This window comes from Curtobacterium sp. ODYSSEY 48 V2 (assembly GCF_023712625.1).
Lineage (GTDB): Bacteria > Actinomycetota > Actinomycetes > Actinomycetales > Microbacteriaceae > Curtobacterium.
Map to the genome: position 1 here is coordinate 197585 of NZ_JAMAXX010000001.1, position 25708 is coordinate 223292.

At 72.2% G+C, this 25708-nt stretch carries 22 protein-coding genes; 9 read left to right on the forward strand and 13 right to left on the reverse strand.

All coding sequences use genetic code 11. The features are described 5' to 3' along the window. The first annotated feature begins 432 nt into the window (after positions 1–432). Positions 433–2250, forward strand: a complete 1818-nt coding sequence (locus tag M3666_RS00925; RefSeq protein WP_251154208.1) for a glycoside hydrolase family 15 protein — start codon at positions 433–435, stop codon at positions 2248–2250. Positions 2251–2314: 64 nt separating this feature from the next. Here M3666_RS00925 and M3666_RS00930 read toward each other — a convergent pair whose 3' ends face one another. Beyond that, on the reverse strand, positions 2315–3376 hold the full coding sequence (locus M3666_RS00930) for a sodium:calcium antiporter (protein WP_209684493.1): 1062 nt from the start codon (positions 3374–3376) through the stop codon (positions 2315–2317). 127 nt (positions 3377–3503) lie between these two features. Between M3666_RS00930 and M3666_RS00935 the strand changes: the two genes are divergently transcribed. Next, complete coding sequence (locus tag M3666_RS00935; protein ID WP_251154209.1) at positions 3504–4106, forward strand: DUF1992 domain-containing protein; 603 nt, start codon at positions 3504–3506, stop codon at positions 4104–4106. A gap of 205 nt (positions 4107–4311) precedes the next feature. Here M3666_RS00935 and M3666_RS00940 read toward each other — a convergent pair whose 3' ends face one another. Then, a complete protein-coding gene (locus M3666_RS00940; protein ID WP_066651700.1) occupies positions 4312–4998 on the reverse strand; it encodes a hypothetical protein in 687 nt (228 codons plus the stop codon). A 206-nt stretch (positions 4999–5204) separates the two neighbouring features. Here M3666_RS00940 and M3666_RS00945 point away from each other — a divergent pair, with 206 nt between their 5' ends. The 4 genes from M3666_RS00945 (at position 5205) to M3666_RS00960 (ending at position 10064) form a co-directional block, all read left to right on the forward strand. Next, a complete protein-coding gene (locus M3666_RS00945) occupies positions 5205–7676 on the forward strand; it encodes a phosphoketolase (protein WP_251154210.1) in 2472 nt (823 codons plus the stop codon). A 376-nt stretch (positions 7677–8052) separates the two neighbouring features. After that, entirely contained in the window at positions 8053–8736 is a 684-nt protein-coding gene (locus M3666_RS00950; RefSeq protein ID WP_251154211.1) for a fumarylacetoacetate hydrolase family protein, read from the forward strand. A gap of 178 nt (positions 8737–8914) precedes the next feature. Further along, entirely contained in the window at positions 8915–9880 is a 966-nt protein-coding gene (locus tag M3666_RS00955) for a sugar phosphate isomerase/epimerase family protein (RefSeq protein ID WP_251154212.1), read from the forward strand. Positions 9881–9890: 10 nt separating this feature from the next. Further along, positions 9891–10064 (forward strand): hypothetical protein, encoded by a 174-nt coding sequence (locus M3666_RS00960; protein WP_158407720.1) that lies wholly within the window; start codon positions 9891–9893, stop codon positions 10062–10064. A 305-nt stretch (positions 10065–10369) separates the two neighbouring features. Here M3666_RS00960 and M3666_RS00965 read toward each other — a convergent pair whose 3' ends face one another. The 3 genes from M3666_RS00965 to M3666_RS00975 all read right to left on the reverse strand — a co-directional run bounded on the left by M3666_RS00965 (position 10370) and on the right by M3666_RS00975 (position 14427). Further along, a complete protein-coding gene (locus M3666_RS00965) occupies positions 10370–12892 on the reverse strand; it encodes an ATP-dependent DNA ligase (RefSeq protein ID WP_251154213.1) in 2523 nt (840 codons plus the stop codon). Then, positions 12889–13779, reverse strand: a complete 891-nt coding sequence (locus M3666_RS00970) for an SDR family oxidoreductase (RefSeq protein ID WP_209684306.1) — start codon at positions 13777–13779, stop codon at positions 12889–12891. Before M3666_RS00970 ends, M3666_RS00965 begins: the two co-directional genes overlap by 4 nt. Positions 13780–13878: 99 nt before the next feature. Further along, positions 13879–14427 (reverse strand): hypothetical protein, encoded by a 549-nt coding sequence (locus M3666_RS00975; protein WP_251154214.1) that lies wholly within the window; start codon positions 14425–14427, stop codon positions 13879–13881. A gap of 93 nt (positions 14428–14520) precedes the next feature. On the opposite strand from M3666_RS00975, the gene M3666_RS00980 reads away from it, so the two are divergent. Further along, positions 14521–15636, forward strand: coding sequence for a Ku protein (locus M3666_RS00980; protein ID WP_251154215.1), 1116 nt, complete (start codon positions 14521–14523; stop codon positions 15634–15636). On the opposite strand, the gene M3666_RS00985 is transcribed toward M3666_RS00980, so the two are convergent. Continuing rightward, complete coding sequence (locus tag M3666_RS00985) at positions 15633–16133, reverse strand: DUF6328 family protein (protein WP_251154216.1); 501 nt, start codon at positions 16131–16133, stop codon at positions 15633–15635. The genes M3666_RS00980 and M3666_RS00985 overlap by 4 nt on opposite strands. A 71-nt stretch (positions 16134–16204) precedes the next feature. On the opposite strand from M3666_RS00985, the gene M3666_RS00990 reads away from it, so the two are divergent. Then, complete coding sequence (locus tag M3666_RS00990; protein ID WP_066651677.1) at positions 16205–16819, forward strand: antibiotic biosynthesis monooxygenase; 615 nt, start codon at positions 16205–16207, stop codon at positions 16817–16819. A gap of 57 nt (positions 16820–16876) precedes the next feature. Here the strand turns inward: M3666_RS00990 and M3666_RS00995 are convergent, their stop codons facing one another. The 4 genes from M3666_RS00995 to M3666_RS01010 form a co-directional block, all read right to left on the reverse strand. Continuing rightward, positions 16877–17812, reverse strand: coding sequence for a Ppx/GppA phosphatase family protein (locus tag M3666_RS00995; RefSeq protein ID WP_251154217.1), 936 nt, complete (start codon positions 17810–17812; stop codon positions 16877–16879). A 152-nt stretch (positions 17813–17964) separates the two neighbouring features. Continuing rightward, on the reverse strand, positions 17965–18822 hold the full coding sequence (locus tag M3666_RS01000; RefSeq protein WP_209684310.1) for a ribokinase: 858 nt from the start codon (positions 18820–18822) through the stop codon (positions 17965–17967). Continuing rightward, positions 18819–20237 carry an MFS transporter gene (locus M3666_RS01005; protein WP_251154412.1) on the reverse strand — a complete coding sequence of 473 codons (1419 nt, stop codon included), beginning with the start codon at positions 20235–20237 and terminating at the stop codon, positions 18819–18821. The genes M3666_RS01000 and M3666_RS01005 overlap by 4 nt, the downstream gene beginning before the upstream one ends. Beyond that, positions 20234–21262, reverse strand: coding sequence for a nucleoside hydrolase (locus tag M3666_RS01010; protein WP_066651673.1), 1029 nt, complete (start codon positions 21260–21262; stop codon positions 20234–20236). The genes M3666_RS01005 and M3666_RS01010 overlap by 4 nt, the downstream gene beginning before the upstream one ends. Before the next feature lie 232 nt (positions 21263–21494). On the opposite strand from M3666_RS01010, the gene M3666_RS01015 reads away from it, so the two are divergent. Then, on the forward strand, positions 21495–22502 hold the full coding sequence (locus tag M3666_RS01015; protein WP_251154218.1) for a LacI family DNA-binding transcriptional regulator: 1008 nt from the start codon (positions 21495–21497) through the stop codon (positions 22500–22502). 321 nt (positions 22503–22823) lie between these two features. Here the strand turns inward: M3666_RS01015 and M3666_RS01020 are convergent, their stop codons facing one another. From M3666_RS01020 to M3666_RS01030, 3 genes are read right to left on the reverse strand one after another with little or no spacing between them, the layout of a single operon-like run. Beyond that, complete coding sequence (locus M3666_RS01020; protein WP_251154219.1) at positions 22824–24533, reverse strand: MDR family MFS transporter; 1710 nt, start codon at positions 24531–24533, stop codon at positions 22824–22826. After that, positions 24530–25153, reverse strand: coding sequence for a TetR/AcrR family transcriptional regulator (locus M3666_RS01025; RefSeq protein WP_251154220.1), 624 nt, complete (start codon positions 25151–25153; stop codon positions 24530–24532). The genes M3666_RS01020 and M3666_RS01025 overlap by 4 nt, the downstream gene beginning before the upstream one ends. Positions 25154–25200: 47 nt before the next feature. Next, on the reverse strand, positions 25201–25683 hold the full coding sequence (locus M3666_RS01030) for a GNAT family N-acetyltransferase (RefSeq protein ID WP_251154221.1): 483 nt from the start codon (positions 25681–25683) through the stop codon (positions 25201–25203). Positions 25684–25708 lie beyond the last annotated feature (25 nt).

Consider the following 25708-nt stretch of genomic DNA (forward strand, 5'->3'; position numbering starts at 1 on the left):
GACGGTCCGGGGCGGACGGATCCTGCGCCTCCGGCTCGGTGCAGTGCACCTGTGGAGGAACGACGGGAGGGACGCCCCGGGCCGGGTGGGCACGGGACGTCGGGGGACGGCGCGTGCCTACGCGGGTTCGCGGAGGGACGGGTTCGCGTACTGCACCGCGGGCAGCACGACGAGCGCATCGAGCTGGCGCTCGAGGCGGCTGCTGTGCTGCTGGGCGTGCATCGCGGTCCCTCCGTGGGTGCCCGGGGCGGGCGGTCCTGCCCGACGGGCAGGAGGACCGACAGTAGTGCGACACGCCCGGGCCGCACAACTCACCCGGGCGTGTCGCGGTTCTCTCGGCCGTTCCTGCACGGTCGGGAGGAACACCACGACCGTCCACAGCGGGGTACGCCCGGCTGATGGTCGCCCCGCCGGGCCGGGCAGGCTGGTGGTATGACCGAACGGACCCGCGACACCCCCGACGCGAACGACAACGAGGAGCGCACCGACGGCTACGTGCCGCTCCGCTCCTACGGAGCCATCGGTGACGGCCGCACGGTCGCGCTCGTCGCACGCGACGGCCGGATCGACTGGCTGCCGATCCCCTCGATGGACTCCCCACCGGTCTTCGCGAGCATCCTCGACGCCGAGCACGGGGGGCACATCGCACTCCGTCCCACCGGCGACGCCAGCGTCGAGCGCGAGTACCTGCCGGGCACGAACGTGCTCGTCACGACGTGGACGACCGACAGCGGGTCCTGCACGGTAACGGACGCGATGGTCACCGGCGTCGCCGGTCGGCTGCCGTGGGCCGAGATCGGCCGCTGCGTACAGGGTGTCTCCGGCACCGTCGAGATGGAGTGGGCGGTCGTCCCCGGCACCCTGCTGAACACGGCGGAGCCGCGACGCATCGACACGGCCAACGGCACGGTGATCGGTATCGACGGCGTGACCATCGGCATCGTGCAGCACGGCTTCGAGCCCGTGCACGACGACGGGCCTCGGTTCTCCGGACGCTTCACCACGAACGAGGGGTCGAAGTCGATCCTGACGATCGTCGGTACCGAGAACGAGCCGATCTTCATGCCCGAGCCGGAGCGCACGCTCGACGCGGTCGACCGGACGATCGAGAACTGGTCGACCTGGTCGGAGACCTTCTCGTACGACGGCCCGTGGGCCGACGCCGTGCAGCGCAGTGCGCTCGCGCTGAAGCTGCTCATCTACTCGCCCACGGGTGCGATCGCGGCGGCGCCGACGACGAGCCTGCCCGAGGACCGCACGGGCGGCAAGAACTGGGACTACCGGTTCGCCTGGGTCCGCGACCTGTCGTACACCGTGCACGCCCTCACCCGCTTCGGGCTCCGCGAGGAGACGCACGCGGCGGTGTCCTGGGTGATGCGGACCATCGCCGAGCACGACGAGACCATGCCGATCTTCTACGACCTGAACGGCGAGAAGACCGACGGCGTCGAGGAGCGCGACGTCCCCGGGTGGAACGGCATCGGTCCGGTGACGATCGGCAACCGTGCGGGCGACCAGCTGCAGCTCGGTGTCTGGGGTGACGTCTTCGAGATCCTTCGTCAGTACGTCAAGGCGGGCAACGTGCTCGACCGCCAGACCGCGAGCGTGCTCGAGCGGCTCGCGGACGACGCCTGCCACCGATGGCCCGAGCAGGACTCCGGTATGTGGGAGCTCCAGGAGGCGCAGCACTACGTGTCGAGCAAGGTCGGGTGCTGGCAGGCGCTCGACGCTGCGGTGGAGCTCCACGACGCCGGCATGATCGACGGACCGCGCGAGAAGTGGATCGAGAACCGCGAGCTCATCGAGCAGTGGGTCGCCGAACACGGGTGGGACGAGGAGCGCGGGTACTACGTGATGTACCCGGGGTCCGACGCGATCGACACCTCGATCCTGCTGCACGCGATGTCGTCGTTCGACCGCGGCCCGCGCATGGCGTCGACCATCCGCGCGATCGAGGAACAGCTGCAGCACGGCCCCCTGGTCTACCGGTACTCCGGCATGGACCAGGAGGAGTCGCCCTTCGTCGCGTGCTCGTTCTGGCTCGCGGCCGCCATGGCGTGCACCGGTCGGGTGGACGATGCCCGTTCCCTGATGGACGACATGGTGGCGCAGGCGAACGACGTCGGCCTGTTCAGCGAGATGCTCAGCGTCGAGGACGGGGCGTTCATGGGCAACATCCCGCAGGGGCTGTCCCACCTCGCGCTCATCCAGGCGGCGCTGACGATCGAGGAGGTCGCCGCCGAGTCGTGAACCGGGCGCGGACCCGGTCGGGCGGGTCGGTGGTGCCCGCCCGACCGCGACGGTCGTACGCTGCTCAGCCCAGGGTGATCGCCACGAGGCCGGCGACCCCGACCAGGTAGAGCACGACCACGACGAACGAGTCGACGCCCATGCCGATGATCCGCCGCCCCGGCCGGAACACCAGGCCGACCGCGTAGACCAGCGTCAGCAGCGCGGCGAGGGCCGTCAGGTACACGTCACTCGCGTTCGCCTGCGGCAGCACCGCCTTGCCGGACAGCACCGTGGCGACCAGGAACAGCACCGGCAGGAACGCGTTGCCGCCGAAGATGTCCGACATCGCGAGGTTGTCGTCGCCCTGCCGGACGGCCTGGATGCCGGTGGAGATCTCCGGCAGGCTCGTGGCGAGGGCCAGCACCGTGGCGCCGAAGAGCACCCCGGACAACCCGATCTGCTCCGACGCCGCATCACCCGCACGTTCGAGGACGACACCGGCGACCAGCGTCGCGAGGGCCGACACCGTGAAGACGACCGCCGCCTTCCGTGTGCTCATCCGCGGTGGGTCCTGCTTCCGTGTCCGGTGCCCCGACGCGTGCGGTGACGCGTCGGGCGCCCGGCCGTCCTGGTGCCACGGCAACCCCTTGCCGGCGCGCTGCACGAGCAGGAGCCCGACGACCCAGATGGCTGCGATGAGCACCACGTCCGGTGTGAGTCGTGCGACCACGAGGTCGGGCGGGAGCTGACTGCCGGCCACGACCACGGCGAGCACCGCGACGACGACGACCGCCTCGAGCACGAGGGTCAGCGACGCAGCACGGTGGGTGAGCGGCCGCACCCCCTTGCCCCGTCGGCCGAAGGCGTCGAGGATCGCGATCACGACGGTCTGCAGGGCGATGCCACCGAGGATGTTGCCGGCAGCGACCTCGATGTTGCCGGACAGGCCCGCGCTGACCGTGATGGCGATCTCGGGCAGGTTCGTCGCGACGGCCAGGACGATGAGCCCGCCGAGCGCGCTCCCGAGGTGCAGTCGGTCGTCGAGGACGTCGGTGGTCTTCGAGAGCTGGATGCCTGCGACCCAGATCACCGCGGCACCGGCCACGAAGATCACGACGAGCATCCAGAGCGGCAGGGATCCCATGCCCTCACCGTGGCCTCCGACGGCCGCGACCGCTCCGAGGTGTGCGCCGAACGGCTCGACGGCGACCGGCCGGACCCGGACGGCCGCTGAGCACACCGTCGGCGGTGCGGCGCATGATGGACGGGCGATGAACGACGTCGATGCACGGATGGACCGGCTGCGGCGAGCCGCCCGGTACCGGTACCAGCAGCTCGTGGACAGCGAGATCGAACGCGGCTCCCTCGACCCGGACGAGGTCCGCGAGGAACGACGCCTGCTCCGGCTGCAGGACGTCGAACGGCACGCTCGTGCCCGCATCGAGGAGGCCGAGCGCCGCGGGGTCTTCGAGGGGAACCCGTACCACGGCAAGCCGCTGCCGGGGAACGACGGACGACACGATCCCGACTGGTGGATCAAGGCGAAGATCGAGCGTGAGGACATCCGCGGCATCGCCCCGCCGGCGCTGGCGCTGCGGACCGAGGACGCCGAGCTCGACGACCACCTCGACGCGCTCACGACCGAGGACGACGTCCGCGCGGTCCTCGTCGACTTCAACGCCCGCGTCAAGGAGGCCCGACGGCAGCTGCTCGGCGGACCGCCGGTCGTCACGCCGATGCGCGACGTCGAGGTCGAGGTGGAGCGGTGGCGCGAGCGGCGGGACGCCCGCCGCGCCGCCGACGAGCGGGCGGCCGCCGACCGTGCGGCTGCGGAGCAGGCGGCACGGCCGCGTCGGTGGTGGCGTCGGGCCTGACCTGCGCTGCACGAGGCGCGCACCGTGTCCTCGTCCGCCGTGCCGGACCGCGGCCGGTGTCGCGGCGCTGGGCCGTGCCTCCAGGCCGACCCACACGACTGCACCCGCCTGCGCTGCCGGCCCGGACGTGCGGAAGGCGCCGCTCCCGTGGTGGGGAGCGGCGCCTTCTCGTGGTGGTGCCGGTGCGGTGGTGTGCCGCGGGGTGTTACTTGATCTGCGCGGTGATGGTCGCGGTGCCGACGAGCAGCCCGCCCTTGACGGCGTCGGTCTTGAAGGTGCTGTTGAGCAGCTTCGCGGCGTCGTCGGAGACGTGGACGGTGGTGCCGGTCAGGATGGCGTTGTCACCCTCGAGCTGCAGCGGCTTGAGCGTGCCACCGTGCAGCGAGAACAGGTAGGCGTTCGAGGCGGCGACCTCGCCGTTGACGAGGACGTCACCGTAGAGCTTGGACGAGCCCGGGTTCACGACGAAGTTCTCGAGCGTGACCGTGGTGTCGCCGGCCTTGAGGGTCAGGCCCGAACCGTTGTGGTCCAGCAGGCCCTGCACGTAGGGGCGGTAGTTGCCGTCCGGGCTCCAGTAGGTGACCGAGCCGGCGGTGATCGGGAACGACACGGAGCCGTCCTCGAGCTTCGCGTCGCCGGAGACGCCCGGGGTCAGCCCGAGGGAGGTGAGGGCGTCGGTGAAGCCCTTGTCGAGTGCGACGGCGGTGTTGCCACCCTTGACCTCGGGGACCGATGCGACCGGGGCCGGGATCTTCGAGGCCTCGGACGAGGACGAGACCGTCTGCACGTTCGGGGTCGCGGCGTTCGCCGTGCTGATGCCGAACGCGGCACCACCGAGGACGAGGGCGCCGGTGGTGGCGAGGGTGATCGAGGTCTTCATGGACTTGCGCATGAGTGGGTTCCTTCCGTTGTCGCGCTCGGCGCGATTCCCTGTGTGCGCGCCGAACACACCCCGAAGAGGGGTGGAGAACCAGCTACTTGCGGCTGGTGAGCGCTCCGGGTGTTTCCCGGCTGATGCAAGGGATTCGGGGCCCTCGCCCGATCGGATTGGACGAAGTTCCTGGGGAACTCCGGCCCCCTGCTCCGTAGCGTGGAGACATGGCCCCCGTACACATCCCGAGCACCGACCGGATCCGGGCGATCGACGCCTGGTGGCGCGCCGCGAACTACCTCACCGTCGGGCAGATCTACCTCCTCGACAACCCGCTGCTCACCCGTCCCATCGACCCGGACGACGTCAAGCCGCGCCTGCTCGGGCACTGGGGCACCTCCCCCGCGCTGAACCTCGTCTACGCGCACTGCAACGCGCTCATCGCCGAGACCGACCGCGACCTCCTCTACGTGTGCGGGCCCGGGCACGGTGGCCCCGCGATGAACGCGAACGCCTGGCTCGAGGGGACCTGGGGCGAGCTGTACCCGGACATCACGCCGGACCCCGAGGGGCTCCGGAAGTTCTTCAAGCAGTTCTCGTTCCCGGGCGGCATCCCGTCCCACGCCGCCCCGGAGACGCCCGGATCCATCCACGAGGGCGGCGAGCTCGGCTACTCGCTCGCGCACGCGTACGGCGCGGCGCTCGACAACCCGGACCTCGTCGTGGCGTGCGTCGTCGGTGACGGCGAGGCCGAGACCGGTCCCCTGTCCGGCTCCTGGCAGGCGCACACCTTCCTCGACCCGGTGTCCGACGGAGCCGTGCTGCCGATCCTCAACCTCAACGGCTGGAAGATCGCGAACCCGACCGTCCTCGCGCGCATCCCCGACGAGGACCTCACCGCGTACTTCCGTGGCCTCGGGTACGAGCCGATCGTCGTCGACTCCGCACGCGTGGACCACGACCCGTTCGCGGTGCACGCGCTGTTCGACGGTGCCCTCCGCCGCGCGCTCGCGAGCATCGACGACATCCAGGCCGCCGCTCGGGCCCAGGCCGAACGGGCCGCAGCCGGACAGCCGGCAGGCGCAGCCGACCTGCGTCCACGCTGGCCGATGATCGTGCTCCGTACCCCGAAGGGCTGGACCGGCCCGCAGGAGGTCGACGGCGAGCGCGTCGAGGGCACCTTCCGCGCCCACCAGGTCCCGCTGCCGGCCGTGCGCGAGGACGCCGGACACCGCGAGCAGCTCGAGGAGTGGATGCGGAGCTACCGCCCGGACGAGCTGTTCGACGCCGACGGCCAGCCGACCGGGATCCTCACGACCATCCGGCCGCAGGGCGACCTCCGCATGAGCGCCACGCCGCACGCCAACGGCGGGCGCATCCGCACCGCGCTCGACCGTCCGCCGCTCGAGCCGTACGCGGTCCCCGTCGGCGAGGACGCCAGCTCGACCGCGACCCTCGGGGCGTGGCTCGCGGAGCTGACCTCGCGGAACGGCTCGTCCTTCCGCCTGTTCGGGCCCGACGAGACGGTGTCGAACAAGCTCGACGCCGTGTTCGACGTGACCTCCCGGGTGTGGCGTGCCCGTCGCGCGGCCGGCGACGAGCACCTCGGCGCTCGTGGCCGAGTCATCGAGGTCCTGTCGGAGCACCTGCTCGAGGGGATGCTCGAGGGCTACGTGCTCACCGGCCGCCACGGACTGCTCAACACCTACGAGGCGTTCGCGCACATCATCGACTCGATGGTCGGGCAGTACGCGAAGTGGCTCGAGTCGTCGACCGACATCGACTGGCGCGCGCCCGTGTCGAACCTGTCGATCCTGCTGTCGTCGCACGTGTGGCGGCAGGACCACAACGGCTTCTCGCACCAGGACCCGGGCTTCCTCGACGTCGTCGCCTCGAAGCAGCAGGACCTCGTGCGCATCAAGCTGCCGGCGGACGCGAACACCCTGCTCGCCGTGGCAGCGCACGCGTTCGAGACCACGGACCGCATCGAGGTGATCGTCGCCGGGAAGCACCCCGAGCCGGTCTTCCTGTCCCTCGAGGACGCCGTCGCGCACGCGGCTGCCGGGCTCGGCGTCTGGGACTGGGCCGGCACCGAGCAGACGGTCGGACGCGCCGACGTGCTCCTCGCGAGCGCCGGTGACGTGCCGACGGTCGAGGCCGTCGCCGCCGCGGACATCATCCGGAAGCACGCGCCCGAGGTCGGGGTCCGCTTCGTGAACGTCGTGGACCTGCTGTCCCTCGGCGACCCGCGGAAGCACGAGCACCCGGTCAGCGACGAGCGCTACGACGAGGTCTTCCTGCCCGGCACGCCGACGGTGTTCGCCTTCCACGGCTACCCGTCGCTCGTGCACCAGCTGACGTACCGCCGGAACGGCCACGACGACCTGCACGTGCACGGCTTCCTCGAGCAGGGCACCACCACGTCACCGTTCGACATGCTCATGCTGAACGAGATGGACCGCTTCTCGCTGGCGCACGACGCACTGTCGCGGGTCGACGCCGACGCGCACGCTGACCTGCTCGCGAAGCTCACCGAGGCGCGGGACACCGCGCGGACCTTCGCCTACTCGAAGGGCGAGGACCACCCGTCGCTGTCGGGCTGGGAGTTCCGAGGGTGGCCGCAGGACGAGCCGACCGACGGCGGGACCGGGGGCGACCCGGGCGCCGGCGAGACGGAGGGCGCCGCACCCGGCAACTGACGTCCCGCGTCTCCTGCACGCTCCTCCTGCACAGCCTGGAGGCGCTGCGAACCGTCCACAGGACCGGTCACGCCCGTCGCGTGGCCGGTCCTGTGCCGTGAGGCTCGGGGCACGGACGTCGGATGGGTGAGCGCGGTGTCACCGACGAACCCGACGACCTGTTCAAACGACGCCTGGACATGATGGAGCGCATCTACCGGTCGCTCTGCGCGCATCCGCACTACGGCCCCCTCGTGGAGCCGGAGGGGCGGCTGGAGTTGCTCGAGGACCTCCGGCAGGAGTCGCGGGAGCGCCAGGAGCGGGCACGCGCGCGGGAGCGGCACGATCTCCACGAGGACGCCTCGCTCGCCGAGAGTCGACGTGCCAGGCTGGGCACGTGCAGGACCTCGTCATCCCCGCTCCGGACCAGCCCACGCTGCCGACCACGGCCGGCGGTCGGTTCCCCGTCCGTCGGGTGTACTGCGTCGGTCGCAACTACGCGGCCCACGCCCGGGAGATGGGCCATGACCCTGACCGCGAGCCGCCGTTCTTCTTCACGAAGCCGGCCAGCGCCCTGGTCACAGACGGCGCCGACACCCCCTACCCGCCGGGTACGGACCGTCTCGAGCACGAGGTCGAACTCGTCGTCGCGCTCGGTCGTGGCGGGTCGGACGTCGCCGTGACGGACGCCCTCGACCTGGTGTGGGGCTACGGCGTGGGCATCGACCTGACGCGTCGCGACGTGCAGGCCGAGGCCAAGCGGCTCGGTCGGCCGTGGGACCTGGCGAAGGGCTTCGACGCCTCGGCCCCGGTCGGGACGCTCGTCCCGGCCGCCGGGGTCGACCCGACCACCGGTGCGATCGGCCTCCGCGTGGACGAAGCACTGCGACAGTCGGGCGACCTGGCCGACCAGGTCTGGTCGGTGGCCGAGACGATCGCCGAGCTCTCGCGGTGGGTGACCCTCGCCCCGGGTGACCTGCTGTTCACCGGGACCCCGGACGGCGTCGGGCCGCTGCAGCGCGGCCAGGTCGTCACCGGCTTCGTCGCCGAGGTCGGAACGGTGACGACCCGTATCGTCTGACCTCCGGGCGCGGTCGGACGGTGCGCGACCACGCACCGCTGGGAACGTCCGCAGGCCCGAGGCGTACACCGGTCGGTGACGCCGGGGGACCATCGGCGCCAGACCACGGGACACCGCGAGCGTGCTCGACGCCGAGCGCGCCGGGGACGGGTGCGTGTCCCGACCGAGGAGGTGCGCCGTGCAGGAACACGACCTGCTCGCGACGTCCTGGACCTGGGCGGGCGACGAGCCGATCGCCGACCGGGTCCGAGCCGTCGTGGATGCCGGGTTCTCCGGCCTGTCACTGTCGCTCGACGACCTACACGAGGTGCGGGCGACGACCGGGTTCACGGCACTGCGACGTGCCCTCGACCGAGCCGGGATCGTCTGGGTGCAGCTCGGCCCCCTCGACCGCTGGTGGAGCCACGGCGGACGCTCGACGGACGACGAGGCCGACCGTGGGGTCGTGCTCGAAGCGGCAGCGACCCTCGGCGCCTGGCAGGTCGTCGTCCGTGCCGACACCGGTGTCCACCCGGTCACGCCAGCGGCGATGACCGCGGACTTCGTCGACCTCGCCGCGCAGGCCGAGAAGGTCGGTGCCCGCCTGGTCCTCGAACCGGAGCCCTGGTCGAACCTGCCCACCGTCGAGCGGGCATCGCGCTTCGTCGCCGCGGCCGGCCACCCGAACGCCGGGCTGCTCCTGGACGCCATGCACACGCTGCGCGGCGGCTCCACACTCGCCTCGATCGCCCAGGGCGTCGCGCCGGAGGTGCTCGCCGCGGTGGAGCTCAGCGACGGCCTGCTGCACACCCCGTCCGGACTCACCCTCGCCGAGGAGTCCCGCAGTGCCCGACACCTGCCGGGATCGGGCGCATGGGACCTGCCCGGGCTCGTCCGCGTGCTCCGGGGGCTCGGACACGAGGAGCCCTGGGGTGTCGAGGTCCGGACGGCCGCGCACCGGGCGATGCCCCTGGCCGACGCGCTCCGGACCGCAGTGGCCGCGACCCGGGCCGTGCTCGACGCCGCGGACGCCGCGGACGAGCCCGCTGCCCCGGCGATGCCGACCACGCCTGCCCCGACCTCCGCCGTCGACTTCGACGTCGCCGCACCTCCGCTCGATCGACCGGCACCCCGGACCGACGCGGGTACAGGCGCACCCGCGTAGCGTCGGGCGCATGACGGATCACGCAGCAGACGACGACCTCCTCCGGCGCTCGCAGGAGTCCATCGACGAGGCCAAGGCGGCAGCCGCCGAGGTCGACCTGCCCGAGCAGGAGGACCTGATCGACGAGGACCTGCCCGCCGCGGACACCGCGAAGCCCGCCGACGGTCCCGCGCCGGCCGCCTGAACGGGCCGACCGAGGACCACCGGAGACCGTCGGGAGCCGAGCTCCCGGACGGTCTCCTCGTGTCCGCAGCGGCTCTGTAGGAAGAAATCCGACGAACGGCGTGACGAACCCCGGAGTCGACCCGTCACACCAGTGGGCCCCGGAACCGTGGGGGTTCCGGACGCCCGGGTTCTGGTGATCCCGGGCCGCGGACGCGCCGTGGTCGGCCACCCCTGATCGCCGACCGCGGTGCACCGGCGGCGGTCCGTGCGTCCCCTGATCCGGCGCACGGACCGCCTTCGCCCGCGATCGCCGAGGCCGACCGGTCAGGACTCGCGGACGACGTCCTCGGGCCCCTTGTCCGGCCGCCACCCGCGCCACGACGGCTGTCGGAGCCGACCGTCCGCCGTCCACTCGGCGAACTCGACCTCACCGACCCGACGAGGTGTGACCCAGTGGGCGTCGCGGGCATCCGGGCGAGGGACCTCGACGAACGGCGAGGTCTTCCGCTCCGTCTTCCCGAGGGCCTCCCCGATCTCGTCCAGGTCGCGGTCGCTGAACCCCGTCCCGACCCTGCCGACGTACTCGAGTCCGTCCGGGCCGGGTACGCCCAACAGCAGCGATCCGACGCCACCGGCCCGGCGCCCCCTGCCGGGCCGCCACCCACCGACGACGACCTCCTGCGTGGCGTGGTGCTTGATCTTCACCCAGGCCTCGGAGCGGCGGCCCTCGGCGTACCGCGACGACCGTTTCTTCGCGACGACGCCCTCGAGCCCCCGCTCACGCGACGCCGCCACGGCGTGGTCCAGGTCACCGTCGACCGCCTGGGGCACCTCGATCACACCGCCCGGTTCGACGACGGTCAGGAGCGCCTCGCGCCGGGCGTCGTAGCCGAGCCGGGTCAGGTCGTGTCCGTCGGCCTCGAGCACGTCGAAGAGCAGCAGGCGCACGGGTGTCCGGCGCCGAGCAGCCTCGACGTCACGAGCCCCGGTCAGTCCCATGCGGTCCTGCAGCAGACCGAACGACGGACGCCCGCGCTCGTCCAGCGCCACGACCTCGCCGTCGAAGACCCCGTCGACCCCGGCCCGCTCGCCCAGCTCCTGCAGCTCCGGGTACTGCGCGGTCAGGTCGTTGTCGTTGCGGCTGCGCAGGGTGACCCGTCCGTCGCGCACGGTCGCCAGGGCACGGACGCCGTCCCACTTCATCTCGAAGGCCCAGGCCGCCGGGTCGAGACGCGGCTCCCCCTGCACGGGGCTCGCGAGCATGGCCCGACGCTCGGCGGGCGACGTCCTCGCGGGCGCGGCACGTCCGATCCGCTGCCGCTCCGCAGCGCTCGGCGTCGGTGTCCGGGAGGCTCGACCCGCATCCGCCTCGCCACCCCCGTCGGCGAGACGGTCCGGTTGGTCCTTCGTACGGTGGATGAGCCAGTTCTGCTCGTCGCCGTCCTTCCCGCGGCCCCGCCCTCGGGTGTGCAGGAGCGCCAGCCGACGGACGCCGTTCGTGCGGCCGTGCAGCGTGACGATCACCTCTTCGCCGTCGCGCCACTTCTCGAGCTCGTAGGTGCCGTCGTCCCAGATCGTGACGGTCCCCCCGCCGTACTCGGCCTGCGGGATCGTCCCCTCGAACGAGCCGTACTCGAGCGGGTGGTCCTCGGTCTGCACCGCCAGGTGGTTCTTCCCGGGGTCGGTCGGCTCGCCCTTCGGCAGCGCCCAGCTCACGAGCACACCCTCGTGCTCGAGCCGGAAGTCGTAGTGGTCCCGGGTCGCGTGGTGCTCCTGGATGACGAACGTCGGCGTGCCGTCCTTCCGCACGGTCGGTGCGCCCTCGGGCACCGGCTCCGGCGTCCGCGACGCATCGCGCTTCGCGCGGTAGGCCGCGAGGCGGTCGCGAGCCGGTTGCTCTGCCTCGTTCGCACGCTGGGTCCGGTCGCCGTCCCAGTGGCCGTGGTCGGTCCTGCCCACCGCCAGCGAGGCGGAGGCGACCGGGTGCAGGAGGTCGCCGAGGGCCTCCAGGCGGTCGAGGACCTCCTCGAACTCCAGCTGGGCGAACCCGCGCTCCTCGAGCTCCCGCCAGGTCCGCGGCGCGGCGACGGTCGGCCGGTCACGGCCGCGCAGGGAGTACGGCGCGATCGTCGTCTTGTTGCCGTTGTTCTGCGACCAGTCGACGAAGACCTTGCCCCGTCGCTCGGCGCGGCTCATCGAGGACAGCACCAGGTCGGGCAGGTCCTGCTCCAACGCCCGGGCGAGCTCGTGCGCGACGTCGGACACCTGTGCGGTCGTGGCGCGCCCGTCGAGCGCCGCGTACAGGTGGATGCCCTTCGAGCCGCTCGTCACCGGGTACGGGTCGAGCCCCATGCCGTGCAGGATCTCGCGTGCGGCGAGCGCCACCTCGACGCACTCCGGCAGCCCGACACCCTCGCCGGGGTCGAGGTCGAGCACGAGCCGGTCCGGACGTTGCTGCGCGCCGCGGGGACCGAACCGCCACTGCGGGACGTGCAGTTCGAGCGCCGCCTGCTGCGCCGTCCAGACGAGCGTCGGCAGGTCGTCGACGATCGGGTACTCGGTGTCGTGCTCCTTGTGCGCGATCGTGTGGTGACGGACCCAGTCGGGCGCCGAGTCGGGCAGGTTCTTCTCGAAGAAGACCCCGCCGTCCACGCCGTTCGCCCAGCGCTTCCGCGTCACGGGGCGGTCCTTGACGTGCGGGATCATCCACGGGGCCACCCGCTCGTAGTACGCGATGACCTGGCCCTTGGTCGTCCCGGTCGCCGGGTAGAGCACCTTGTCGGTGTTCGTCAGGGCGATCCGACGGTCGCCGACCGTGACTGTGGTCTTCCGGGCGACCGGGCTCACAGCGCGACCCCGGTCGCTCCCGCCACGGTCAGGGTGCTGCCGGACGTGTACGAGGACTCCGGGCCGGCGAGGTGGACGTAGGCGCTGCCGAGCTCGACGGGTTGCGCCGGACGGCCGAAGGGGGTGTCCTGACCGTAGGCGGCGATCTCGTCACCGGGGTAGCTGATCGGCTGCAGCGGCGTCCACACCGGCCCCGGCACGACGCAGTTCGCCCGGATGCCCCTCGCCGCGAGCTGGCGGGCGAGACCGTTCGTGTAGGTGATGATGGCGGACTTCGTGGCGGCGTAGTCGATCATCCGGTCCTGCGGTTGGTACGCCGAGACGGAGCTCGTGGTGACGATCGCGCTGCCAGGAGCCATGTGCGGGACGGCCGCTCGCACCAGCCAGAACATCGAGTAGAGGTTGACCTTCATGGTGCGGTCGAAGTCCTCGGTCGACTGCTCGGTCACGTCCTCGTGCACCTGCTGGTGTCCGGCGACGAGCACGAGCGCGTCGAGGCCGCCGAGCTCGCTGACGGCGTCGCGCACGAGGGTGTCGCAGAACGCCTCGTCGGTCAGGTCGCCCGGCAGCAGCACGGCCCTGCGCCCGAGGTCGCCGACGACGTCACGCACCTGTTCCAGGTCCTCGCGTTCCTCGGGCAGGGCGTTCAACGCGACGTCGGCCCCTTCCTTCGCCATCGCGATCGCGGCAGCTCGCCCGATGCCGGAGTCCGCCCCGGTCACGAGCACCCGGTACCCGGGCATCCGCCCCGTCCCGAGGTAGGTCGTCTCGCCGTGGTCGGGCGCCGGGTCCATCGCGCTGGCCAGCCCGGACCCCTGCTGGGTCTGCGGCGGGAACGGCGGCCGGGCGTACTGCGAACGCGGGTCCTGCTTGTCGAGCTGGCTCATGGGCCCATGGTGCTCGCCGTGGCGGCACGACGGTTCAGGACCGGGCTGTTCCGTGGACGGGTCGTCCTGACTCAGGAGCTGTGCAGGGACCGGCGGCCGTCAAGCCGTCGTCCGCACCGGGGCGGCGAGCAGCTGCTCCGCGCCGACCCGGTCGCCGCGTCCCTGCACGAGGGTGCCGACCCCGAGTACGGCCCAGACGACCGCGACACCCCAGTCGCCCGCGGTCCCGGACGCCGCGAGGATCGCCCACAGCGCGGCCAGCCCGACGAACACGCACCCGCTGGTGCGTCGCTGCCGGGCCTCCGCCAGCCACCGTTGCACCCGCGGACGCCAGACCGCGTCCGGGACCTCGGCGGGGACGCGTCCGTCGTCAACCCACCGTCGCGTCGCGACGACGGCGGCACGACCGCCCCGTCGCGCCCAGGACCAGACCTGCAGCGCGGGGAGCACGACCGCCAGCGCGAGGCCGAGCACGACGACAGCGACCCAGGGGACCGGTCGCGGTTGCAGCGCGAAGAACACCGCCGGTGCGACCGCCCCGCCGACCGTCAGGGCGACGAGCTGCCACCACCCCGACGCGCCGATCCGATCGTCGTCCGTCGTCGCCGTCGCCTCGCTGGCCGTCGTCGTCTCGTGGTCCCCCGTCATGTGCAGCACGGTACGCCCTCCGGTGTCCGGGCGCGGCTGGCGATCCGCCCGGAACTGAGGGCCCGTCGCCGCACTCGCGGGCATCATGTGCCCATGAGGTCGATCTGGAAGGGCTCCATCGCGTTCGGGCTCGTCAACGTGCCCATCAAGGTGTACGCGGCGACCGAGACCCACGACGTCTCCCTGCACCAGGTGCACGACGAGGACAAGGGCCGCATCCGGTACAAGCGCGTGTGCGAGTTCGGCCACGAGGTCGAGTACGCCGACATCCAGCGCGCCTACGACGACGGCGACAAGACCGTCGTGCTGACGTCCGACGACTTCAAGCAGCTCCCCGAGGAGCAGTCGCACGAGATCGAGGTGCTCGAGTTCGTGCCCGTCGACCAGGTCGACCCGATGATGTTCGAGAAGTCGTACTACCTCGAGCCGGACTCCCGCTCGCCGAAGGCCTACGTGCTGCTCCGCGAGACGCTGTCGAAGACCGACCGGCTCGCGATCGTGCAGTTCACCCTGCGGCAGAAGACCCGGCTCGGCGTGCTGCGGGTGAACGAGGACGTCATCCTGCTGCAGGGGCTGCTCTGGGGCGACGAGGTCCGGGCTGCTGACTTCGCGGCCCTCGACGCGTCGGTGAAGGTCAGCGCGAACGAGCTGAAGATGTCGTCCTCGCTCGTCGAGAGCATGTCCGCCGACTTCGACCCGGACCGCTACACGGACTCCTACCAGGAGGAACTGCAGCAGCTCATCGACGCGAAGCTCGAGGCCGGCGACGACGTCGACACCGCGGAGACGTTCGGCGAGCGCTCCGAGGACGAGGAGGACGGCGACGGCGGGGACGTCATCGACCTGATGGCGGCCCTGCGGGCCTCGGTGGACAAGAAGCGGTCCGGCCCGTCGGGGTCGTCGCGGTCCTCGTCACGGTCATCATCACGGTCCGGAGGCTCTGGGTCGCGCTCGTCGTCCGGCGCACGGTCGTCGTCCGGTTCCGCTGGTGCGGACCGGGACGCGCAGGCGGAGAAGGCCCCCACGGAGAAGGCACCGGCCGGGAAGGCACCGGCGAAGAAGACCCCCGCGAAGAAGGCCTCCGCAAAGGAGACCTCCACGAAGAAGGCCCCCGCGAAGGAGACCTCCACGAAGAAGGCCCCCGCGAAGGAGACCTCCACGAAGAAGGCCCCCGCGAAGAAGGCCCCCGCGAGGAAGCAGGCCAGCTAGCCGTCGCGTCGGGTCCGGCGGAGCGCGAGCGGGATCGAGACCCAGAGCGCAGCCGTGCCGAGGAACACGACCACCCCGCCGATGATCCCGCCGACGTCCCCGATCACGACGTCGAACACGAACAGCACGGTGCCCGAGAAGAGCAGCGCGCTCGCCGCGAGCGCCGCGATGAGCAGCGCGTTGCCGGCACGCACCAGATCGTGCTTCTGGCGCTGCCGGAACACCAGACGGTGCGCGGAGACAGCGGACAGCGCGACGACCGTGATCACCACGGCGAGCGCGACGAGCACGAGGTAGACGACCTCCTCGCTGGTGCTGAGCATCGTGAACCGCTGCTGGAACGGCAACGTCAGCAGGAACCCGGCCAGGATCTGCGTCCCGGTCTGCACGATCCGGAGCTCCTGCTGGATGTCCGACCAGTTCCGGTCCCACCGCTCGGTCGGGGTCTCGTGCCGCCCGCGTTCGGTGTCCTGTGCTGCACCGCTGACGTCGCTCATGCGCCGAACCTACTGCGCCGAATCCACGGTGCCGTCACGAGCCGGAAACACGACTCCGCGAGACTGTCCGCATGACTCCACAAGAGCCAGGGAGCCTGCAGTCGTCATCCGTGACCGCAGGCCCGCCCGTCACCGTGTCCATCACCCGCCTGGTCGAACCCGACCGCATCCCCGACGCCACAGCGTGGGTGCAGTCCGGCGTCAACCTCGCGAACCGCTACCCGGGCTTCCTCGGCTCCGGGTGGGTCCGGTCGCACGCCACCAGTCGGGAGTGGCACATGCTCTACCGGTTCGCCGACCACGAGCAGCTCGCCACGTGGGAGAACTCCGACGACCGGCTCCGCTGGCTCGACCAGGGGCGTGACCTCGTGGTGGAGTCCCGGGTGGAGAAGCGCACCGGCATCGAGGGCTGGTTCGACGCCCCGCAGGACGCCCCCGCGTCGAGCGCCCCGCCCCGCTGGAAGCAGGCCGTGAGCATCTGGCTCGGGTTCTTCCCGGTCAACCTCGCCTTCACCTACCTGGTCGGCTGGCTCGTCCCGGCGTTCGGGCACCTGGCCGTGCTGCCCCGCGTGCTCGTCACGACGCTCGTGCTCACGCCGATCATGACGTTCTGGGTGCTGCCCGTCGTCACGGGGCTGATCCGCCCGTGGCTGCTCGCTCCCCCGCGACCCGCCCGGCAGCGCTAGGCCCCGACCGAGCCCGACCGCCCGGCCGGGTCGGGTCGGGTCGGGTCGGGTCGGGTCTCAGCCGAGCACGGAGAGCTGGTCGAGCCGCTCGAGGATCACGCCCTCGCGCAGCGCCCACGGGCAGATCTCGAGCGCCGGCAGGTCGAAGATGTCCAGGCAGGCCTCGGCGACGAGCGCTCCCGGGACGACCTGGTGCGACCGGCTCGGCGAGACGCCCGGCAGCTCGGCCAGCTGGTCGAGCGACATCGTCAGGAGTGACGGCAGCCGCTCGCGGAGCACCACGCCGTCGAGGGACCGCGGCACGAGCGGTCCCGCGGCCGAGGGCGCGGCGCCGCAGATCCGGGCGATCGACCGGAAGGTCTTCGAGGTCGCCACCGCCCGGTCGGGCCGCCCGGCGCGCAGCAGCAGTCCGGCGTCGCGGGCGATCGCGACGCGGATCTCGTGGCGGATGCGGCGGACGTCGTCCTCCGAGGGCGTGCCCGCGGCGAAGTACCGGCGCGCGAGTCGGGCTGCTCCGATCGGCATCGACCACGCGACGTCGGGGGCCTCGTCGGCACCACCGGCGATCTCCAGGGAGCCACCGCCGATGTCGAACACCGCGAGGCGTCCGGCGGACCACCCGAACCAGCGTCGGACGGCCAGGAAGGTCAGCCGCGCCTCGTCCTCGCCGGACAGCACCGCGAGCTCGACGCCGGTCTCCCGCTCGACGTGCGCGAGCACCTCGTCGGAGTTCACGGCGTCGCGGACGGCCGAGGTCGCGAAGCCGAGCATGTCCTCGCAGCCGCGCTCCTCGGCGACGCGGACGGCATCGGCGACGAAGGTCGTCAGCGCGTCGACCCCGACCGCGGTCACCGCACCCGACTCGTCGAGGTGCTCGGCGAGCCGGAGGGCCTGCTTGGACGACGACGCCGGCAGGGGCGCGGCTCCGCCGTGGGCGTCCACCACGAGCAGGTGGCCGGTGTTGGACCCGATGTCGAGGACTCCGACGCGCATGCACCAACGCTAGCGGCCGATGTCCCCCGCAGGACGCAACCCCGGCGACACCTCGCAGCGGTACAGCGCTGCGCGCAGCCGCCAGGGTTGCGTTTCGCGGGACGGAACGGAACGGTCGGGACGGGACGGGACGGGCGGACGGGAGGCCCGGGCTACGGCCGCAGGAACGACTCCAGGTCCGACGTGGTCGGGTAGGAGGCCTGCGCGCCCGGCTTCGTCGCGGCGTACGCGCCGACGCCGACGGCGAAGCGCGCGGCCTCGAGCAGGGAGTCCCCGGCGTCGAGTCGGAGCGCCACCGCCCCCATGAACGCGTCGCCGCAGCCCGTGGTGTCGACGGGCTCGACCCGCACGGCGTCGACGTCGACCGGCGCGGCATCCCCGTCGTGCACCGTGCAGCCCGCGCCGCCCCGGGTCACGATGGAGCGTGCGACGCCGTGGTCCCCGAGCTCGGCGGCCTCGTGCTCGTTGACCAGCAGCACGTCGGTCAGGTCGAGGAGCTCCTGCGGCACGGCGCCGAACGGCGACAGGTTCGTGAGCACCGTCGCTCCGGCGGCACGACCGGCCCGCGCGGCGGCGAGCACGACGTCGATCGAGACCTCGAGGCAGAGACCGAGCACCCCGGCGCCGTCGAGGGCGTCGGCGGGTACGTCGTCCGGGGTCAGCGTGGCGTTCGCGCCGCCCGAGATCACGATGGTGTTCTCCCCCGCTGCGTCGACCGTGATGACGGCCGTCCCGGTGGCGACGCCCTGCCGGACCGCCACGTGCGTGGTGTCCACGCCGGCCGATGCGACGGACTCGCGCAGCAGTGTGCCGTTCCCGTCGTCGCCGACCGCACCGATCATGCGGACGGTGCCCCCGAGCCTCCCGGCTGCCACCGCCTGGTTGGCGGACTTGCCACCGGGCAGGATCGCGAGGTCGGACCCCTGCAGGGTCTCCCCGGGCTTCGGGAAGCGCTCGGTGCGGACCACCAGGTCCGCGTTGAGGCTGCCCACGACGACGATGCCGCTCATGCGGTGGCTCCTGTCTCGGCCGAGGCCGGGCGCGGGATGAGGAAGGACGTGGCGAGTGCCGCGCAGGTGATCGCGGCACCGAGGAGCATGCCACCGGAGTAGCCGGCGGTGCCCGCTGACCCGCCGGTGCCGAGTGCGATCTGCAGCGCCGGGAGGACCGCGAAGCTGATGCCCGCACCGAGGTTGAACGCGCCCGCGTTGAGCCCCGGCAGGAAGCCGGGGTTCGAGTCCGGCGAGAGCACGATGCCGAGCCCGTTCAGCACGATGTTCGCGATGCCCGCGTAGGTGATGCCGATGAGCACGGTGGCGGCGACGAGCACGGGCAGCGAGTGGACGCCGACGAACGCCATGACGAGCGTCGCGACGATGCTGCCGACGAGGCCGACGCGGAGCACGGCGCGGTAGCCGAGCGTCGGTGCGAGGCGGCCGGAGAAGGGTCCGACGACCCAGCCCACCAGCGCGTACGGCACGAGGAACGCGAGCGACGCGACGTCCGCCTCCATGCCGAAGCCGACCTCGTCGTTCTGGGCCAGGCTCGTGACCAGCCCGTTCACGACGGCGAAGACCCCCGTCATGGTGAGCAGCGTCGTCACGAGGAGCGCCCAGGTCCCGCGACGCCGCAGGTACCGGGTCTCGACGAGCGGCTCGCGGACCCGCGACTCGACCGCCCAGAAGACCGCGAACGCGACCAGGGCGACGACGATCCCGCCGACGACGAGCGCCCGGTCGGCCTGGGCGAGCTTGCCGGCCTCGTTGAACGCCGTGAGCAGTGCGCCGACGCTGACGACGAGCGGGAGCACGCCCCACCAGTCCATCCGGGTGCCGGCGGACGGCTTCGACTCGACGCCCCACACCGCCACCATGAGCGCGGCGAGGACCGTGACGACCGCGATCACCCAGAAGATGCCGCGGAAGCCGAAGTGGGTGGCGATCCAGCCGCCGGCCAGTGCGTCGACACCGGCGATGCCACCGTTCACGGCGGTGAGCAGGCCGAGGGCTGCGCCGTAGCGCTTGGGGTCGGCGATCTCGTTGCGCAGGATGAGCAGGCCGATCGGGACGACCGGCCCGGTGACGCCCTGGATCATGCGGCCGGCGAAGAGCATCGGCACGTTCACGGCGAGGGCGGCGACCACGCTGCCGACGAGCATCACGAGGAGCATGCCGAGCAGGACCCGCTTGCGGCCGACGATGTCGGACAGCCGGGGCAGGAACAGCGAGAACAGGGCGGCGATCGTGAAGAACAGCGTCTGCGAGAGCCCGATGGTCGCGTCGTCGGTGCGGAGTTCGTCCGCCATCGTCGCGAGCGCCGGGCTGAGCATGCTCGCGTTGAGCTGGAACGCGACGCACGCGGCGAGCAGGGCCGCAGTGAGGGCGCCGATCGACTTCGTCGTCGAGGTGGTGGTCACGGTGCTCAGGCCTCCGGGGTGACGGTCGTGTCGGCGGACTCGACGGCCCGGGCTGCGGCGCGCGGGGACCACCCGGTGTCGGGCGTCTCGCCGATCCGCTCGAGGGCGTCGACGACCAGGTCCCAGAAGCGCCCGTGGTCGAGCTCCATCGCCGCGGACGTGCGGCAGTCCTCGGGCGCGGGACCGCGGAGGTCCGCGACGGTCATGCCGAGCGTGTGGGTGCCCGTCGTCTCGATCGCGATCGGCATCCGCACCGCGCGGACGATCGTCGGGTCGATGACGTACGCGACGGCGCAGGGGTCGTGCACGGGCGGGGCGTCGAACCCCTGGGCGTCCTCGTAGGCCTTGCCGAAGAACTCGAGCAGCTCGCCGACGAACGCGGCGGGCCCGGTGCCGACGGCTGCGATGCGCGCGGCCACCTCGGGGGTGGCGAGTGCCTGGTGGGTCAGGTCGAGCCCGACCATGACGACGTCCCACCCGGCGCGGAACACGATGTCCGCTGCCTCGGGGTCGATGACGATGTTGAACTCGGCGACCGGGCTCCAGTTGCCCACGTGCACGCCGCCGCCCATCAGGACGACCTGCTTGACGCGCTCGACGATGCGCGGTTCCTTGCGGACGGCGAGGGCGATGTTCGTCAGGCCCGCGGTCGGCACGATCGTCACGGTGCCGGGCTCGTGCGCCATCACCGTGTCGATGATGAGGTCGACCGCGTGCCGCTCGTCCAGGCCGAACGACGGCTCGGGGAGCATCGGCCCGTCCAGGCCGCTCTCGCCGTGGATCTCCGGGGCGACCTCGATCTCGCGCAGCAGCGGCCGGTCGGCGCCCGCGGCGAACGGCACGCCCGTGATGCCGGCGATGCGCGCCACGGCGAGGGCGTTGCGGGTGACCTTCGGCAGGGTCTGGTTGCCGACGACGGTGGTGACGGCGAGGAGCTCGATCGTCGGGTTGCCGTGTGCCAGCAGGATGGCGACGGCGTCGTCGTGGCCGGGGTCGCAGTCGAGGATGATCTTCTGCGTCGTTGCATCGGGCACCTTGGGCGCTCCACTTCGTCGGGGATCGGCGTCGGCGGGCCGCTCGCAGCCCGTCGTGTCCGGCAGCGCCGGACGGAGGTATGTGCTCGACGCGGTGGGGTCCGCACTGTGGAGGAACCAACTCCAGCGCGGCGCGTCAAGCGTTTGACATTCGAACACGTCAAACGCTTGACGTCAACTCCGAGCGATCCTCGTCCGACCGCGTGCCCTCGCCGGTCGGTAGGCTCGTCGGGTGCCCTCCCCCGCCGCTCACGGCCGTCGCGTGACCGCGGCGATGGTGGCCGAACGCGCGGGGACGAGCATCGCGACGGTCTCCCTGGTCGTCAACGGCAAGGAGCGCGGGCGGGTGTCCCCGCCGATCGCGGAGCGGGTGCGCGACGCGGTGGAGGCCCTCGGGTACGTCGTCGACCACGCGGCGAGCACCCTCGCCCGCGGCACCGGCGACCTGGTCGTGCTCATCGCACCCGACCTGTCGAACCCGTTCTTCGCCGAGGTGATCCGCGGCGTGCGCGACACGCTCGGCGACCGGTACCAGCTCGTGCTCTCGGTCACCGAGCGCGGCGCACAGCCCACCGCCGCCGACCTCCGGCGCTTCGAGCGGCTGCGGCCGGCGGGGATCCTGGTCGACGCCCCGGCAGCCGGCGAGTCGATGGACGCGAGCGTGCCCGTCGTGCTGCTCGACGCCCCCGACGCCGCCGAGGGCACCACCGCCGTCGACTACGACCTCGCTCCGGGCATCGACGCGCTCGTCGCCCACCTGCGGGACCGCGGACACGACCACGTGGCGTACCTCGACGGCACCGCTCGGGTCGCCACGTTCGGCATCCGCCACCGGATGTTCGACGAGGCCTGCGCCGCCGCCGGGATCACGGTGTCGGAGACCGGTGCCCGCGCGGACCTGACGGTGGACGCCGCCGCGCTGGCGACCGAGCACGTGGTCGAGGCGTGGCACGAGGACGGCGTCACCGCGGTCGTGGCGGCGGCGGACACCCTGGCGTACGGCGTGCTCCGGGTGGCGGGCGCGATGGGGCTCCGGGTCCCCGAGGACCTGGCGGTCGCGGGCTTCGACGACCTGCCCTCGTCGTCGGTCACGGCGCCGGCCCTGACGAGCGTCGCCCTGCCGGGAGCCGAGCTCGGCCGCACCGCCGCCCTGCGCCTGCTCGCGACGATCGACGGCACCGCGGTGGAGCCCGTCGACCTGCCGGCCCGCCTGGTCCCCCGCGCCAGCACCGGCGCCTGACGGCGCCTCCGCACGATCCACCGGACGGGAGGCGCGGGACCGGCCGGCACCGCGCCTCCCGTCCGACACAGCGCACGTCCGGCGACGCGGCCCCGTTCCGGCGACACGGCCCCGTGCCGGCGGCGAGACGCGGTGTCGGACCGCGAGACGCCGGCGTCTGCCCGGGACGCACCGGAACACGCGAGACGCCCCCGGTTCCGGAGGCGTCTCGCACGCGCGGGGGCGTCCCGCGCCGACGCCGGCGTCTCGGCGCACGGAGCCCCCGTGACGGACGGGGCGTCCCGCGCCGACGCCGGCGTCTCGGCGCGGGGAGCGCTCGCGTCAGGCGGAGGTGTCCCGCCCCGACACCGGCGTCTCGCCGCGCTCCGACGCCTGGCCGGGCGACGGGGCCGCGGCCGACCCGGCTGTCCCGGCCCGCTGCGCACGCTCGAGCTCGTCCGCCTCGGCGCCGCCGACCGCCTCGCCACGGGCGACCATGCCGGCCGTGTCCGACAGGCGGATCTGCGGCAGGAACAGTGCGAGCAGGAACGCGATCGCGATGAACGGCAGCAGGTACCAGAACACCGGCGCGAGGGAGTCGGCGTACGCGTTCACGATGCCGTCCTGCACCGCCTCGGGCAGCTTCGCGACGGTGGCCGGGTCGATGCTGCCCGCCGAGGACGCCGCGTCGGTGGCGGACCCGCCGGCCGAGGTGAAGACGTCGGTCAGCGCGCTCGTCAGCCGTGCCGTGAACAGCGCGCCGAAGACGGCGGTGCCCAGTGATGCGCCGACCTCGCGGAAGTAGTTGTTCGTCGACGTCGCGGTCCCCACCTGCTCCGCGGGCACGGCGTTCTGCGCGACGAGGACGACCACCTGCATGATGAGCCCGAGCCCCGCGCCGAACACGAACAGGTAGGCGCAGATGAGCCAGATCGGGGTGTCCGCGGCGAGCTGCGTCATGGCGAGCATGGCCAGCGCCACGAGCACCGTGCCGACGATCGGGAACGCCCGGTAGCGGCCGGTCTTGGTGATGAGGTTGCCGGACGCGATCGAGGTACCGATGAGGCCGACCATCATCGGCAGCATGAGCAGGCCGGACACCGCGGCCGAGGTGCCCGACGCCATCTGCAGGAACGTCGGGACGAACCCGATCGCGGCGAACATGCCGATGCCGAGCACGAGGCCGATGCCCGTCGCGAGCAGGAACGTGCGGTTGCGGAAGAACGACATCGGCAGCACCGGGTCCTCGACGCGCGACTCGACGAGCACGAGCAGCGCGGCCGAGACGACCAGTCCGGCGAACCAGGCCCACGTCTCGGGGGCGTCCCAGCCGTGGTCCCTGCTGCCGCCGAACTCGGAGAAGAACACGAGGCAGGTGGTCGCGGCGGACATGAGCACGACGCCGACCACGTCGATCCGCTTCTCGGCCTTCTTCGTCGGCAGGGTCAGCGCGAACCAGGCGACGAAGAACGCCGCGATGCCGACCGGGATGTTGATGTAGAACGCCCAGTTCCAGGTGAGGTGGTCGACGAAGAACCCACCGAGCAGCGGGCCGCCGATCGCCGACAGGCCGAAGATCGCGCCGAGCGGGCCGAGGTACTTGCCGCGCTCCGAGGCGGGGACGATGTCGGCGATGATCGCCTGCGACAGGATCATCAGGCCACCGCCACCCAGGCCCTGCATCGCGCGGAAGACGACGAGCTGCGTGAAGTCGCCGGCGAAGGCGCAGCCGGCGGACGCGATCGTGAACAGGGCGATCGCGACGAGGAACAGGTTGCGACGCCCGAGGACGTCGCCGAACTTGCCGTAGATCGGCATCACGATGGTCGATGCGAGCAGGTAGCCGGTGGTGAGCCACGCCTGGTGCGCGACGCCGCCGAGTTCGCCCACGATGGTGGGCATCGCCGTCGACACGATCGTCTGGTCGAGGCTCGACAGGAGCATGCCGGCGATGAGGGCGGAGAAGATGATCCAGATGCGTCGCTGCGTCAGCAGCAGCGGTCCGTCGGATCCGGGTCGGGCACGCTTCGTGCCCTGCGCGGTGGCGCTCATGCGGTGTGGTCCTGTCCGGTGGTGGTGATGGCCGCCCTGAGCTGGCGGAGGTTGTCGGTGAGCAGCGCGTCGAACGACGGCCCGGTCGACTCGTCGAAGGCGTCGTCGAAGTAGGTGCCGGCGGTGACCTTGAGCAGGCCCGCGGCTGCCTCGGCGACCAGCTGGGCCCGTCGATCGTCCGGGTCGGTCCACCCGAAGCGATGCCGCACGGCCTGTCCGACCGCGGCGAGCTGGACGTCCGCGGCCGCCAGGAACTTCGCGACCATCAGCGGCTCGGCGTCGAACACCCGACGGACCAGGGCCTCGTCGGCGCGGTCGAGCCCGACGACGTGCATCTGCTCGATCGCGAGCGCGACGATCGACCCGAACGGGTCGAGGTCCGTCGGCACGAGCGAGCCGTCGGCGTACGCCGCGAGCAGTTCCGACATCGCGCCCTGCTCGATGCCGAGCACGGCGTCGTCCTTCGACGCGAAGTGGTTGAAGAACGTCCGCCGTGAGACGCCGACCGTCTCGCAGAGCTGCTCGATGGTGAAGCCGTGCAGACCGTGCTCGATCGTGGCCCGGCGTGCCTCGACGACCATGCGTCGGCGCAGCGTGCGGGTGCGTTCGGTGGGGCTCACCGAGCAAGAATTGCACTCTGATGCTGAGAGTGCAACAGGAGGACGGGTTACAGCGCCTTCGCGAAGCAGAACGACCAGGGCATGGTCGCGGCGTACGGCTCGTAGACGTCGATCTGCTGCCACCCCGTCTTGCGGTACAGCGCGACGGCCTCGGGCTGCTTGTCGCCGGTCTGCAGGATCACGCGGGACACGCCCTGCTCGCGTGCGACCTGCTCGCCCTCGGTGAGCAGCGCGGTGGCGGCGCCCTTGCCGCGGGCGGCGGCGAGGACGATCAGGCGCTTCAGCTCGACCTCCTCGCCGAGGTGCCGGACGGCGATGTGCCCGAGGGCGGAACCGTCCTCGTCGATCGCGAGCAACGAGGTGATCACGGTCGCCGGGTCGACGGCCAGCACACGGTTCCGCTCAGCGGTGACGGCCGGGTCCTCGTCCGCGTGCCCGTCACCGTAGCGCTCGTGCATCTCGTCGTCCATGGTGGCGCGGAGGGCCACTCCACGGGGGTCGTCCCAGGCAACGCGCTCGATCGTGATCACGATCGTCCATCCTCGCACGCACGGG

Coding starts and splice junctions, on each gene's coding strand:
- M3666_RS00970 (WP_209684306.1), bottom strand. CDS start 13,779: ATGAGCCAGCTCGACAAGCAGGACCCGCGTTCGCAGTACGCCCGGCCG.
- M3666_RS00940 (WP_066651700.1), bottom strand. CDS start 4,998: ATGCGCAAGTCCATGAAGACCTCGATCACCCTCGCCACCACCGGCGCC.
- M3666_RS00930 (WP_209684493.1), bottom strand. CDS start 3,376: ATGGGATCCCTGCCGCTCTGGATGCTCGTCGTGATCTTCGTGGCCGGT.
- M3666_RS00960 (WP_158407720.1), top strand. CDS start 9,891: ATGACGGATCACGCAGCAGACGACGACCTCCTCCGGCGCTCGCAGGAG.
- M3666_RS01000 (WP_209684310.1), bottom strand. CDS start 18,822: ATGAGCGGCATCGTCGTCGTGGGCAGCCTCAACGCGGACCTGGTGGTC.
- M3666_RS00990 (WP_066651677.1), top strand. CDS start 16,205: ATGACTCCACAAGAGCCAGGGAGCCTGCAGTCGTCATCCGTGACCGCA.
- M3666_RS00985 (WP_251154216.1), bottom strand. CDS start 16,133: ATGAGCGACGTCAGCGGTGCAGCACAGGACACCGAACGCGGGCGGCAC.
- M3666_RS00980 (WP_251154215.1), top strand. CDS start 14,521: ATGAGGTCGATCTGGAAGGGCTCCATCGCGTTCGGGCTCGTCAACGTG.
- M3666_RS00925 (WP_251154208.1), top strand. CDS start 433: ATGACCGAACGGACCCGCGACACCCCCGACGCGAACGACAACGAGGAG.
- M3666_RS00975 (WP_251154214.1), bottom strand. CDS start 14,427: ATGACGGGGGACCACGAGACGACGACGGCCAGCGAGGCGACGGCGACG.
- M3666_RS00995 (WP_251154217.1), bottom strand. CDS start 17,812: ATGCGCGTCGGAGTCCTCGACATCGGGTCCAACACCGGCCACCTGCTC.
- M3666_RS00945 (WP_251154210.1), top strand. CDS start 5,205: ATGGCCCCCGTACACATCCCGAGCACCGACCGGATCCGGGCGATCGAC.
- M3666_RS00935 (WP_251154209.1), top strand. CDS start 3,504: ATGAACGACGTCGATGCACGGATGGACCGGCTGCGGCGAGCCGCCCGG.
- M3666_RS01020 (WP_251154219.1), bottom strand. CDS start 24,533: ATGAGCGCCACCGCGCAGGGCACGAAGCGTGCCCGACCCGGATCCGAC.